Origin of the sequence: Rugosimonospora africana, assembly GCF_016862975.1 — a bacterium.
Taxonomy (GTDB): domain Bacteria; phylum Actinomycetota; class Actinomycetes; order Mycobacteriales; family Micromonosporaceae; genus Rugosimonospora; species Rugosimonospora africana.
In genome coordinates this window covers 1-12,976 of the sequence record NZ_BONZ01000092.1, presented here as the reverse complement: position 1 = coordinate 12,976, position 12,976 = coordinate 1, and the positions used below count along the sequence as shown (strand labels likewise).

At 72.2% G+C, this 12,976-nt stretch carries 10 protein-coding genes; 4 read left to right on the top strand and 6 right to left on the bottom strand.

Going from position 1 to position 12,976, the window contains the following annotated elements:
* The first annotated feature begins 41 nt into the window (after positions 1-41).
* Positions 42-2,432 carry a carbamoyltransferase HypF gene (gene hypF, locus Raf01_RS41780; protein WP_203923678.1) on the top strand — a complete coding sequence of 797 codons (2,391 nt, stop codon included), beginning with the start codon at positions 42-44 and terminating at the stop codon, positions 2,430-2,432.
* Positions 2,433-2,580: 148 nt separating this feature from the next.
* Here the strand turns inward: hypF and Raf01_RS41775 are convergent, their stop codons facing one another.
* Positions 2,581-3,090: an isochorismatase family protein gene (locus tag Raf01_RS41775; RefSeq protein ID WP_203923677.1), complete on the bottom strand. Its 510-nt coding sequence runs from the start codon at positions 3,088-3,090 to the stop codon at positions 2,581-2,583.
* Positions 3,091-3,187: 97 nt separating this feature from the next.
* Positions 3,188-5,203: a protein kinase domain-containing protein gene (locus tag Raf01_RS41770; RefSeq protein ID WP_239134391.1), complete on the bottom strand. Its 2,016-nt coding sequence runs from the start codon at positions 5,201-5,203 to the stop codon at positions 3,188-3,190.
* A gap of 91 nt (positions 5,204-5,294) precedes the next feature.
* Here Raf01_RS41770 and Raf01_RS41765 point away from each other — a divergent pair, with 91 nt between their 5' ends.
* Together Raf01_RS41765 and Raf01_RS51065 are read left to right on the top strand one after the other, a co-directional pair.
* Entirely contained in the window at positions 5,295-6,506 is a 1,212-nt protein-coding gene (locus Raf01_RS41765; RefSeq protein ID WP_203923675.1) for a GNAT family N-acetyltransferase, read from the top strand.
* 175 nt (positions 6,507-6,681) lie between these two features.
* Positions 6,682-6,975: a hypothetical protein gene (locus Raf01_RS51065; protein WP_373319745.1), complete on the top strand. Its 294-nt coding sequence runs from the start codon at positions 6,682-6,684 to the stop codon at positions 6,973-6,975.
* 81 nt (positions 6,976-7,056) lie between these two features.
* Here Raf01_RS51065 and Raf01_RS41755 read toward each other — a convergent pair whose 3' ends face one another.
* The 4 genes from Raf01_RS41755 to Raf01_RS41740 form a co-directional block, all read right to left on the bottom strand.
* Entirely contained in the window at positions 7,057-7,521 is a 465-nt protein-coding gene (locus Raf01_RS41755) for a ribose-5-phosphate isomerase (RefSeq protein WP_203923706.1), read from the bottom strand.
* A gap of 13 nt (positions 7,522-7,534) precedes the next feature.
* Entirely contained in the window at positions 7,535-8,737 is a 1,203-nt protein-coding gene (locus tag Raf01_RS41750; protein WP_203923674.1) for a DUF1015 family protein, read from the bottom strand.
* Between the two features lie 170 nt (positions 8,738-8,907).
* Positions 8,908-9,366, bottom strand: a complete 459-nt coding sequence (locus tag Raf01_RS41745; protein WP_203923673.1) for a hypothetical protein — start codon at positions 9,364-9,366, stop codon at positions 8,908-8,910.
* A gap of 115 nt (positions 9,367-9,481) precedes the next feature.
* Positions 9,482-10,096, bottom strand: coding sequence for a mycothiol-dependent nitroreductase Rv2466c family protein (locus Raf01_RS41740; RefSeq protein WP_203923705.1), 615 nt, complete (start codon positions 10,094-10,096; stop codon positions 9,482-9,484).
* A gap of 242 nt (positions 10,097-10,338) precedes the next feature.
* On the opposite strand from Raf01_RS41740, the gene pepN reads away from it, so the two are divergent.
* A complete protein-coding gene (pepN, locus tag Raf01_RS41735) occupies positions 10,339-12,885 on the top strand; it encodes an aminopeptidase N (protein ID WP_203923704.1) in 2,547 nt (848 codons plus the stop codon).
* The last annotated feature ends 91 nt before the right edge of the window (positions 12,886-12,976 follow it).

The following is a 12,976-nucleotide window of genomic DNA, read 5'->3' as shown; positions in this document are numbered from 1 at the left end:
TCTGGCGGACGCCGGCCGTGGTCAGGCGCGAGACTGGCGGCGTGGAGATCGGCGGCGCGGAGATCGGCGGCGTGGGCAGCACCGTCCGGCTGCGGGTCCGGGTCGAGGGCATCGTGCAGGGCGTCGGCTTCCGGCCGTTCGTGCACACCCTGGCCACGAAGCTGCGCCTTGCCGGGCACGTCGGCAACGACGTCTCCGGGGTCTTCATCGAGGTCGAGGGGCCGGTCGAGACCGTCGAGGAGTTCCTGGCCGCGCTGCGCCGGCTGGCGCCGCCGCTGTCGGTCGTCGACCGGGTGGCGACCGAGCCGATGCCGCCGACCGACACCCGCGGCTTCGCGATCGTGGCCAGCGACCGGGCCGGTACCGCCGCCACGCTCATCTCCGCGGACTCCGCCACCTGCGCCGACTGCCTCCGCGAGCTGGACGACCCGGCCGACCGGCGGTACCGGTACCCGTTCATCAACTGCACCAACTGCGGCCCCCGGTTCACGATCGTGCGCGGCGTGCCGTACGACCGGCCGCTGACCACGATGGCCGGCTTCCCGATGTGCCCGGCCTGTACCGCGGAATACCACGACCCGGCCGACCGGCGCTTCCACGCCCAACCGACCTGCTGCCCGGACTGCGGCCCGGCACTGGTGCTGCGCGACGCGGCGGGCTCGCCGCTGCCCGGCGACCCGATCGCCGGCGCGGCCGGGGCACTGCGGGCCGGGCGGATCCTCGCCGTCAAGGGGCTGGGCGGGTACCACCTCGCGTGCTCCGCGACGGATCCGGAGGCGGCGGGCCGGCTGCGCTCGCGCAAGCACCGCGAGGACAAGCCGTTCGCGGTCATGGTGCCCGACCTGGCCACCGCACGGCGGCTGTGCGAGGTCGACCCGGTGAGCGAAGCGCTGCTGGTCAGCCGGGCCGGGCCGATCGTCCTGATGGATCGGCGGGGCAATGGAGGCGTCGCGGGGCCGGTCGCGCCGGGCAACCGGGCGCTGGGCGTGCTGCTGCCGTACACCCCGCTGCACCACCTGCTGCTCCGGCACGCCGCCGGCCCGATCGTGCTCACCAGCGGCAACGTCTCCGATGAGCCGATCGCGTACGGCGACACGGACGCCGCCACCCGGCTGGCGCCGATCGCCGACACGTTCCTCACCCACGACCGGCCGGTCCACGTGCGTACCGACGACTCCGTGGTACGGGCGTTCCGCGACCGGCCGATGCTTCTCCGGAGATCCCGGGGGTACGCGCCGGAGCCGGTACGCCTGGCCTGGGACACACCCCGGCCGGTGCTCGCCTGCGGCGCCGAGCTGAAGAACACGTTCTGCCTGGCCCGGGGCCGGCACGCGGTCGTCTCGCAGCACATCGGCGACCTGGAGAACTACCCGACCCTGCGCTCGTACGCCGAGGGGATCGAGCACTTCCGCCGGCTGTTCGACGTGACGCCGGCGGTCATCGCGTACGACCCGCACCCGGAGTACCTGTCCACCAAGTACGCGCTGGAGCACGAGGTCACCGACCGGGTGGCGGTGCAGCACCACCACGCGCACATCGCGTCGTGCCTGGCCGACAACGGGCACCCCGGCCCGGTCATCGGCGTCGCCTTCGACGGCACCGGGTACGGCACCGACGGCACCATCTGGGGCGGCGAGCTGCTGATCGCCGACCTGGCCGGCTTCACCCGGGCCGGGCACTTCGCCCCGGTACCGCTGCCCGGCGGCGCGGCCGCGATCCGGCATCCGTGGCGCATGGCGGTCGCGTACCTGGACTCGGCGTTCGCCGGTGCGCCGCCGGACGGGCTCGACCTGCTGCGCCGGCACGACGGAAGCTGGCGGCAGGTGGCCGCCCTCGGCCGCGGCGGCCTGAACTCGCCGCCGACCTCCAGCGCAGGTCGGCTGTTCGACGCGGTGGCCGCGCTGATCGGCGTGCGCGACACGGCGAACTACGAGGGTCAGGCCGCCATCGAACTGGAGCAGCGCACCGACCGGGCCGAAGACGGCGCCTACCGTGCCGGGATCGAACCCGGCGAGCCGCTGCTGATCGCCGGGGTCGACCTGATCCGGGCGGCTGCCGCGGACCTCACCGCCGGGGTGGCGCCCGGGATCATCGCGGCCCGCTTCCACAACGGGATGGTGGACGCGATCGTGCGGGCCTGCGCGGTGCTGCGCGACGCGTCGGGGCTGGCCACCGTCGCGCTGTCCGGCGGCGTCTTCCAGAACCTGTTGTTGCTGGACCGCGCGGTCTCCCGGCTGTCCGCGGCGGGCTTCGAGGTGCTGACCCATTCCCGGGTACCGCCGAACGACGGTGGGATCAGCCTGGGACAGGCGGCCGTGGCCGCCGCGCTGGATCGCGCCTCGCGGCGCACGGCGCCCTCCGACCGCGCGCCGACCACTTCGCCCCCGGGGATGCCCGATCACGCGCAGGTCATCCAGCCCGCGGCGACCTGAGCCGACAGGCCCGAGCCAGCGCGTCCCAACCGACCGACCCGAGCCGACGCGCCCGAGCCAGCGGACCGAGCCGACGCGCCCGAACCAGCAGGCCCGAGCCGCCAGGGCCGAGCCGCCAGGCCCCAGCCAGCGGACCTGAGTCAGTGGATCAGTCGAAGCGGACGTCTTCGCTGCCGATCACCATGACGCCGACGGCCCGCAGGTCGTCCTCGACCCGGCGGGAGATCTCGGCCGCCGGCGCGTCGTCGTCATAGGTCGCGTGGGCGTCGTGCACCAGGGTCACCTCGTGGCCCCGCTCCCGCGCGGCCAGGCAGGTGGACTGCACGCAGAACTCGCTCTGCATGCCGACCACGATCAGCGGGGCACCCGGCGGCAAAAGCTTGTCGAGGCCGGTGCCGTCGAACGAGTCGGGCACCCACTTGTCCACCACCGGCTCGCCGTCGCGCACCCGGTGAACCAGCTCCCACCCCTCGCTGCCGGGCGCGTCCGGGTCGTCTTCGGAGCCGTTGTTGCGCACGTGCACGACCTGGGCTCCGGCGTCGCGGGCCCGATCCAGCAGCTCACGGATGGCCGGGGCGACCGAGCCGGCGGCCGGAACCGGCAGGGGCGGTTGGAGCATGTTGCGCTGTACGTCGATCATCAGCAGTACGGGTGACATGGCCGGAGGCTATCCGCGGGGTACGACAGGATTCCCGGGCGAGCGCAGCCGGAGCCGGGTTGTGGCGGAGACGAGCACGCCTCACGCTTCCCGGTCGCTACGAGCGCTGCACCCAGTGCACGATGTCCATCACCCAGGGCGTCTGTTCCAGGTACGCGACCCCGACCGCGACCAGGTACAGCGCGGTACCCAGATGAGCCAGCCGGGCGGTACGGCGCCGCCGGCCCATCCACCGCTCCACGACCAGCCTGCCCAGCAGCCGGAGCAGGATGAACAGGCCGGCGCCCACGAGCAGCACCAGGGCGAATTCGAGCAGCGGCACGAACAGGCTGTGTCCCCGGTTGGCGATTGCCCACACGCTCCAGCCGAGGAACGCGACGATGCCGCCGAACCACGACCACCCGCCGCCGCGCTTGAGCAGTCGCATCCGCTCGCTCATCGGCGCACGGTCCCGGCGCGGCGGATCCCCCGGCAGGTACGAGCTGGTGTCCGGCCCGGGCGGCGGCTTCGTCACCACCGAGGCCCGGCCGCGGATCGCCTGCTCCGCCGCGCTCGGCTGGCCCGCGTGTGGCTGGCGGGCATTCGGCTGGCCCGCGTTCGGCCCCTCGCCCGCCCCGGCGACCCGGGTGGGCGCGGGACCGCCGGACGGCTCGGCGTTCCGGCCGCCGCCGTGCGGATTGCCGCCTTTGTTGACCACAGTCCGGTTCACCACCGTCGGGTTGACCATCGTCGGGTTGACCATCGTCGGGTTGGCCGCGCCGTCGCCGCCAGCCAATCCACCGGCCGCACTGCCGCCCACCGCACCGTTGCCCTTCGCACCGTTAGCCATCGCACCGCCGCCCGCCGCACCACCGCCCAGGGCATCACCGCCCAGAGCACCGGCCGGAGAGCCGCCACCGACGACCGCGCCGGCCATCGCCGGCCGGTCGGCGTCCGACCCCGGCGACCTGTCGGCCTGGTCGTCCGGTGCCGCCTGGGCCGCCCGGCCGTTCAGCGGATGCGCCGCGTATGCCGCCGCGGCCAGCAGTGGGCCGCCCGGCGGCACCCGGTCCCCGTTCAGAGAGGAGCGCAGCTGGACCAGCTCGCGCTCCAGCCGCTCGATGCGCTGGAACGCCTCGGTCTCGGTGCCGGACACGACCGCGGCGCGGCCGACCGCCCGTACCGTCACCGCCTGCTCCGGCTCCGCCCAGTCCACCCCGGTCTCCGGCGCGGATCCAGCCCGTACCAGCGTGGCCAGCCGGTCCACCCAGGCGCCCAGCTCCAGGGTCGAGGGCCGGTCGCCGGGCTTGTCGGCCAGCGGGGCGAGCAGGACGTCGCGCAGCGCCGGCTTGCCGGACAGCGCCGGATGGGCGGCCGGCGGTGGCGCCTGCTCACCGCGCGGCAGCGAACCGGTGACCATGAAGTAGGCGACAGCGCCGAAACCGTGTACGTCGTACGCCGGCCCGACCCGGCCGTGCAGCGCCTCCGGCCCGCCCGACTCCGGCGTGTACGCGATCTGAGTGATCTCCTCGGTGCGCCAGTATCGCGCCCCGGTGAAGTCGATCAGGCGCACCTCGCCGTTGGCCAGCACCATCACGTTGGACGGCTTGACGTCCATGTGCAGCACCGGAGTCGCCCCCGGATCGCCGGGGTGGTGCAGTTCACGCAGGACCCCGGCGAGGGTACGCAGCGCGGTCACCGCGTTCAGCTTCGGTCCGGGACCGGCCGCTCCGGCCGAGAGCAGGTACACCCGCAGGTTCACGCCGTGCAGGTAGTCGTAGATCTGATAGGGCACCGCGTTGCCGGGCTCGGGCGCCTCACCGGGCCGGTGCGGCGGAGGCCCGTAGAAACCGTCGGCGCGCCGGCAGATGCCCAGCACTCCGCGGTTGTTCAGGTCCATCAGCGCCGCGTCGCCCTTGTCCCAGGAGCGAAGCTCGTCAACCAACGGGCGTTTTGGGTCGACTCGGAACACCTTGACCGTCATCGGCGCGCTGGCCACTCCACCGCAGAGCCGGACCGCGCGGTAAACCTCGGCCTGGCCGCCGGAGCCCAGGTGAGCGACGAGACGATAGCGCTGGTAGGTCTCCGGCAACGGGCTCGCCGGCCCGCACACCAGATCCAGCACTTCCGCCATATCGGTCACTCCCCCTCGTCTTGCCCCTTCCGAGCGTAGCGACCGCGTAAATGGCTCGCTTTGCCCAGTCCATATCTACTAGATAAAGGGAATGACCAGCGACGATTACGAGCTCCGCGCGGGCACGCCGGAAGACTTCGACCAGATCAACGATCTGTTGACGATCGCGTTCGCCGAGGAGTTCGACGACGACGCGGTCGAATTGGAACGCAGCGTGTTCGAGCCGGAGCGGGCCGCACTGGTCGTCCACGGCGACGCCCTCGTCGGAGTGTCGGCCTCGTACACCCGGAACCTGACCGTGCCGGGCGGCACGGTCCCGTCGGCGCACGTCACGATGGTGGGCGTCGAGGCCACCCACCGCCGCCGCGGCCTGCTGACCCGGATGATGGGCCGGCTGTTCGACGACGCCCGCCGGCTCGGCGAACCGGTCGCCCACCTCTGGGCCAGCGAGGGGAAGATCTACCAGCGGTACGGCTACGGGCTGGCCGCGCCCCGGCTGACCTTCGACGCCGACCGCGAGGTCCAGCTGCGCGAGGTTCCGGCCGACCCCGGCCGGTTGCGTCCGATGGCGCTGGCCGACGCCGAGGCCGACCTGCGCAAGGTCTACGAGCAGGCGCAGCCGGACCGTCCCGGCTGGTCGAGCCGGGACGACCGCTGGTGGCACCGGATCCTGGCCGACCCGAAGAGCTGGCGGGGCGGCGCGACCGCGCTTCGCGTGCTGGTCCACGAGACCGCCGGCGTGATCGACGGGTACGCGCTGTGGCGGGTGCGCGGCGACGAGCCCGGTGCCGTGATCGTGCGCGAGGTGGTCGCCACCGATCCCGTGGCGTACCGGGCCCTGTGGCACTTCCTGCTGAACGTGGACCTGACCCGCCGGGCCCGGTTCCGGTTCGCGGCCACCGATGAGCCGCTGATCTACCTCGTCAACGAGCCGAACATGCTCAACGCCAAGCTGGGCGAGGCGCTCTGGGTACGGCTGGTCGACGTACCCGCCGCTCTGGCCGCCCGCCGGTACCCGGTGCCGGTCGACGTGGTGCTGCGCACCGAGGACCCGATGCTGCCGGACAACTCCGGCAGCTGGCACCTGGTCGGCGGCCCGGACCGGGCCAGCTGTACCCGCACCGACCGGCCCGCCGACCTGGACTGCGACCTCGGTGCGCTGGGCGCCGCCTACCTGGGCGGTGCCTCGCTGGGTACGCTGGCCGCGAGTGGCCGGGTCCGGGAACTGACCCCCGGCACGTTGTCCGGGGTCGACGCGGCGTTCCGCTGGCACCGGGCACCCGCCGCGACGGAGATCTTCTGATCCGCAGGAGGTGCCTGTGACCGCACCACCGGACAAGCGGTCGTCCGACCGCGACCCCACGCCGACCCCCGGCGACCGCTCAAGTTCCGAGAAGCGGCCGCTTGACCGCGACACCTCGTCACCCGGCGCCGTCGGCGACCGCTCGAATTCTGAGACTCCCCGGCGGCGGCGCCGGGTGCGTTCAGAGCCGTCCGGACAGGCACCGGTACCGTCACCGGCCTCGCTCGCCGCGATGACCAGCCCGATCCACGACGAGGACGTACCGGTCGCCGACGCCTCGGCGGGCGAGGACCGGGAAGTCGAGCGCGGCCTGCGCGGCCTGGTCGGCGGCGGCTCGTCGCAGGTGAGCGTGGCCGCCGCGATGCGGGCCCGGGACGCCACCCGGCCGACCGGCGAGGACCTGGCCTACGCCGAGGCGAACTTGATGATCATCCGGCGTGGCTGGACGCCACCCGACACCAAGCGTTAAAGCCTGCTGGCAAATCTCTGGCCGGATTTGCCAGCAGGCTCTTGGAGTCCGCCCGGGGCGCCGGGTGGCGCCGGAACCGCCTCAGCTCGTCGCGCCCCGGTGGGCGCGCTCGTACTCGGCCACCTGGTCGATGCGCCGGGCGTGCCGCTCGTTGCCGGAGAACGCCGTAGCCAGGAAGATCTCGACGAACCCGGTGGCCTCGTCGATCGAGTGCTGCCGTGCGCCGATGGCCACCACGTTCGCGTCGTTGTGCTCGCGGGCCAGCGTGGCGGTCTCCGCGTTCCAGGCGAGGGCCGCCCGTACCCCCGGGACCTTGTTCGCCGCGATCTGCTCGCCGTTGCCCGAGCCGCCGATCACCACGCCCAGGCTGCCCGGGTCGGCGACCACCCGCTCCGCCGTGGCGAAGCAGTAGGCCGGGTAGTCGTCGTTCGGGTCGTAGGTGTACGGGCCGATGTCGACCACTTCGTACCCCTGACCGGCCAGGTGGTCGACCAGGTGCTTTCTGAGTTCGTAGCCGGCATGGTCGGAGCCGAGATACACGCGCATACCGCGCAGTCTGTCATCCATCCGAATCGAGCTCCGCGACGACCAGACCCGCACGGGCCTTCGGGGTGAACCAGGTGCTCTTCCGGGGCAGCTTCTGCCGGCTCAGGTTGACCGCCACGAAGTCCTCGACGGTGACCGGAGCCACCAGGATCGCCAGCTCGGCCCGGCCGGCGTCGACCTCGCCGGTCAGCCAGGACGCCGAGTAGTCGCCGCCGACGTAGGTGATCCGCTTGTCGCCCGGGTCCAGGCCCAGGGCGTCGCGCAGCAGTACCCGTTCGACCCGCGCGTGGTCCAGGTTGTCGACCGCCGGGGCGGCCGGGTCGGCCGGCAGGGTGATCGCGTAGGCCATTCCGCCCGCGTACCCGATGACCGGCCCGCTCCCGGTCGGGACCTGCGCCGCGTCCGCCGGAGCGACCGTCGCGCCGGCCGCGCGCAGCCCGTCGAGCAGCGCGTCCACGCCGCCGGGCAGCTCGGACACCAGCCGGTTGTACGGCTGGATCGCCACCGACTCCGGGGTGGTGACCACCGCGAGAAACCGCGGGTACCCGGCGGTCTGGGCGGCCAGGCTGCGGTGGTTGCCGTCGGCGACCACCAGCTCCCCGCCGCCGGCCAGCGCGAGCAGCTCGTCCTGGGCGGGTCCGGCGGGTACCGCCCACACCTCGTGCACCCGGCCGGCCTGGTCGGTGTCGGTCACGTCCGGTTTCCCGGCGGCCAGGGCGGTCCGGGCGAGCGCCGCGTGCAGCTCGTCGCCGCGTGCGGTCTGGAGCAGCAGTACCGGCGAGAGCAGCCGGCCGACCGCCTGGGCCAGGGCGACCCGTTCGCGTACCTTCTCCAGGAACACGTCCTCGTTGCGGATCACCAACCCGGGCTCGTCCGCGCTGGTGGAGATCTGATCGGTATCGATCATGGTCCACAGGCCGTACCCGACCCCGGCCTCGCCGCTGATGCGGTACAGCCCCACGATCCGCTCGTGCAGGCGGTAGTGGCCGTCGGCCTGTGCCGCGTCGAGCCGAGCGGCGGCGGAGGGCAGCGTCTCGGCGAACGAGCGGCCGAGGTTCTCCGGCGCACGGTGCGGCATCTCGACGGCCAGCGCACTGGCCGGGTTCGCGGCGATGATCTCGGTGATCTCGGCGTCGTCGGCGAACTCGTCGTAGTTCTGCGCCCCGGTGCCGCCGGTGGACAGCCAGGCTCGGGCGATGGGATGCGCGATCGTCATGCTTCGACGCTAGCGGCTGCGCCGGGGCTGGCCGCGAGCCGGGCCGGCGCGTCCCAGAGGATCAGACGCCCGGGTCAGAGCCGGCTCCGCCAAAGGACGGCTCCGGCTGCGCTCAGACGCGCTACGTGGGGTCTGTACTCGCCTCCGCCAAAGAACGGCTCCGGCTGCGCTCAGACGCGGTGCCGGGCCCGAGGCTTGGACCGCAGGCCGACCGGGGCGAGGAAGCTCGGCCGGTACTCGTACCGGCCGGCGGCCGAGGACGGGTCGTCCGGGGCCCGATGCCGGCCCGCCTGATCCTCCTCGTCGTCGTCCCCGCCGCTCCGGTCATCGTCGTCCTGCGCCTCGACGGACACGACGATCGGCGTGGCGAGCAACTCCGCGCACCCCTCGGGCAGGTCCGGAACGACCGCCCGCCAACCGGTACGGGCGACCGACCACCGCCCATCGCCCCGGCTGGCCTCGATCTCCGCCTCGACCGGCTCGATCGCCACCGCCGGCTCGGCTGGCCCTGCCGGCTTGGCTGGCCCGTCCGGCTCGGCGGGTTCGGCTGGTTCAACAAGCTCTGCGAACTCGGCCGGCCCGGACGGCTCCGGCCGGGACGGCTGCGGGCTCGGCTCCTCGCTGCCCATCGACTCCTCCTCGCGAGCCGCGAGGCCGATGCCGTCGCGGCTGGGGATCCCTTAGCTGGAATCCCTTAGAGCCAAACGATGAGGAGCCGAGCCCGTGACGCGTTCGGTCGGCGTGTCAGTCGAACACCGGACCCTGGTCGCGAGTCCGCTTGATCTCGTAGAAGCCCTCCGTGCCGGCGACCAGCAGCACGCCGTCCCACAGCTTCCCGGCCGCCTCGCCCTTCGGAGCCGGCGTCACGACAGGACCGAAGAACGCGATCTGCGATCCCTCGGTGGGTCCGGGGGCGTGGATCACCGGGGTACCGACGTCGAGCCCGACCGGCTTCATGCCGGCATCGTGGCTCTCCCGCAGGGCCGCGTCGTACTCGGTGGACTCGGCCGCGTCCGCGAGCGCCGGGTCCAGGCCCAGTTCGGTGAGTACGGCCACGTACAGGTCCCGGTTGAACTCCTGCTTGCCCGGGTGCCGGCGGGTACCCAGGGCGGTGTAGAGGTCACGCAGCACACCGTTGCCGTACTTCTGCTCGGCGGCGATGGCCAACCGCACCGGCCCCCAGCCGTCGTCCATCAGCGCCCGGTAGCTCTCCGGCAGATCCCGGCCCTCGTTGAGCACCGAGAGGCTCATGACGTGGAAGCGGACGTCGACCGCACGCACCTTCTCCACCTCGAGCAGCCAGCGGGAGGTCAACCACGCCCACGGACACAGCGGGTCGAACCACATGTCCACGGTCATCCGTTCCACAACCACGATGTCTCCCAAATCAATAGTTAGACTCTCGTCCGAATCGTTTCTCGCTGTAGCGGCGCGCGCGACCAGGCGTTCAGGTGACGTAGGCCACTTCTGGTCGAACCATAAGCCGCCGTGCGAGACTCGCGACGAGCCGCACACCCGACATCCCGGTACCGTGCGGCGTAGCCGGGCCGCCAACGAGGACGGCGCGACCAGTTCGGATGGAGACTGAACGAGTGGCTGGAATACGTAACCTGACCCAGGTCGAGGCGATCGAACGGGCGCGCCTGCTCGACGTCGGCCGGTACGACATCACGCTGGACCTCACCGATGGCACCGGCGGCCCCGGGGAACGGGTATTCCGCGTCACCACCCGAGTCGACTTCAGCTGCACCGAGCCGGGCGCCACCACGTTCATCGAGGCCGCCGCCGACCGGGTGCACTCGGCGACGCTCAACGGCACGCCGCTGGACGTCTCCGGATGGTCCTCCGAGCGCGGGTTGGCTCTGCCCGGCCTGGCCGCCGACAACCAACTGGTGGTCGAGGCCGACTTCCTCTACTCGAACAGCGGGCAGGGCCTGCACCGCAGCGTCGACCCGGTGGACAAGGAGGTCTACCTCTACAGCCAGTTCGAGACGACCGACGCCCAGCGGACCTTCGCCTGCTTCGACCAGCCCGACCTGAAGTCGGTGTACACGTGGCACGTGACGGTGCCGGCGCACTGGACCGTGGTGTCCAACGCGCAGGTCGAGTCCACACAGGACGCCGGCGAGGGCGTCAAGATCTGGCACTTCGCCGAGTCGGCACGAATGAGCACGTACATCACCGCGATCTGCGCCGGGCCCTACCACGAGGTCCGCAAGGAGCACGACGGCATCGACCTAGGCCTATACTGCCGCGCCTCGATGCGCCAGTACCTCGACGCGGACAACATCTTCCAGATCACCACGCAGGGCTTCGACTTCTTCCACGAGCAGTTCGCCTACCGGTACCCGCTGCCCAAGTACGACCAAGTGTTCGTCCCGGAGTTCAACGCCGGCGCAATGGAGAACTTCGGCTGCGTCGTGCACGCGGAGCAGCACTACATCTTCCGTTCCCAGGTGACCGCCTACGAGTACGAGAACCGGGCCAACACGATCACCCACGAGATGGCCCACATGTGGTTCGGTGACCTGGTCACCATGCGCTGGTGGGACGACCTCTGGCTGAACGAGTCGTTCGCGGAGTGGGCCTCGCACTGGTGCAACGCGAACGCCAGCCAGTTCACCGACGCGTGGACCACCTTCCTGTCGATCCGGAAAAACTGGGGCTACCGGCAGGACCAGCTCTCCTCCACGCACCCGGTGTACTGCGAGATGCCCGACGTGGCCGCGGTCGAGGTGAACTTCGACGGCATCACGTACGCCAAGGGCGCCAGCGTGATCAAGCAACTGGTCGCATACGTCGGCATCGACGCGTTCCGCAACGGCCTGCGTGACTACTTCGCCCGGCACGCCTGGGGCAACGCGACCTTCGACGACCTGCTCACGGCGCTGGAGTCCGCCTCCGGAGTCGAGCTGCGCGAGTTCTCCGCACAGTGGTTGAAGACGGCGCAGGTCAACACGCTGCAACCGGACATCTCGATCGGCCCGGACGGCGCCTACGCCGCGGTGGCCGTCCTGCAGACCGCTCCGGAGCAGTACCCGGCGCTGCGTACCCACCGCATCGGCCTGGGCCTGTACGACCTGGTCGGCTCCGACCTGGTCCGCCGGGAGCTGGTCGAGGTGACCGTCAGCGGTGCCCGCACCGAGCTGCCGCAGCTGGTCGGGAAGCCGGCCGCCGACGTGCTGCTGCTCAACGACGACGACCTGTCGTACGCCAAGCTCCGGCTCGACGAGCGGTCCATGGACACGGTGATCAACCACATCAGCGGCCTGTCCAGCTCGCTGTCCCGGGCGCTGTGCTGGGGCGCCGCCTGGGACATGGTGCGCGACGGTGAACTGGCCGCCCGCGACTACGTCGCCCTGGTGTGCAACGGCCTGCCGCAGGAGCGCGACATGAGCCTGGTCACCGCGAGCCTCGCCCAGGCACAGGGGGCGCTGTCCTACTACGCGGACCAGAGCTGGGCGCCGGCAGGCTGGGCGATGCTCGCCGCGACCGCGCGCCGCACGATGTCGGAAGCGGAGCCGGGCGGCGGCTTCCAGCTGGCCTGGGCCCGCGCGTACGCGTCGGCGTCCCGTTCCGACTCGGAGTACGACCTGCTGCGCGAATGGCTGAACGGCGACGCCCCGCAGGGGTTGTCGGTCGACACCGAGCTGCGGTGGCGGCTGATCCAGTCCCTGGCCGCCGGGGGTCGCGTGAACGAGCACGACATCCAGGCCGAGCTGGACCGCGACCGTACCGCGAGCGGTGAGCGGCAGGCGGCCATCGCCTCGTCGCTGCTGGCCACGCCGGAGGCGAAGGAGGCGGTGTGGCGCCGGGTCACCGGACCCGACCCGTTGCCGAACTGGCTGCAGCGGGCCCTGCTCGCCGGCTTCCAGCACCCGGCGCAGGTCGCGCTGACGGCGCCGTACGCGGCGCGCTACTTCGACGCCGTGGATCAGGTCTGGGCCACCCGGGACAGCGAACCGGCGCAGGAGTTCGTCGAGGCGGCGTACCCGTCGCTGCACATCACCCAGGAGACGGTCGACGCGACCGACGCGTGGTTGGCCGACCCGGACAAGCCCGCGTCGCTGCGCCGGCTGATCGGCGAGGGCCGCGACGGCATCGTGCGGGCCCTGCGGGCCCGGGCCAAGGATTCGGCCTCCGCTTAGCGGAGGCGCGCGTTGGGGCCGGCTGCCGCTAAGCGGCGCCGGCCCCGCGCCTTTACGAGAGCCTGGCCCGCGCCTTGCCCCATTCGCCTGG

Bases quoted from the DNA above. Each gene is read 5' to 3' on its own strand.
- Raf01_RS41750 (WP_203923674.1), bottom strand. From the start codon at position 8,737: ATGACGATCGCGCATCCCATCGCCCGAGCCTGGCTGTCCACCGGCGGC.
- Raf01_RS41745 (WP_203923673.1), bottom strand. From the start codon at position 9,366: ATGGGCAGCGAGGAGCCGAGCCCGCAGCCGTCCCGGCCGGAGCCGTCC.
- Raf01_RS41765 (WP_203923675.1), top strand. From the start codon at position 5,295: ATGACCAGCGACGATTACGAGCTCCGCGCGGGCACGCCGGAAGACTTC.
- Raf01_RS41755 (WP_203923706.1), bottom strand. From the start codon at position 7,521: ATGCGCGTGTATCTCGGCTCCGACCATGCCGGCTACGAACTCAGAAAG.
- Raf01_RS41740 (WP_203923705.1), bottom strand. From the start codon at position 10,096: ATGACCGTGGACATGTGGTTCGACCCGCTGTGTCCGTGGGCGTGGTTG.
- Raf01_RS41770 (WP_239134391.1), bottom strand. From the start codon at position 5,203: ATGGCGGAAGTGCTGGATCTGGTGTGCGGGCCGGCGAGCCCGTTGCCG.
- Raf01_RS41775 (WP_203923677.1), bottom strand. From the start codon at position 3,090: ATGTCACCCGTACTGCTGATGATCGACGTACAGCGCAACATGCTCCAA.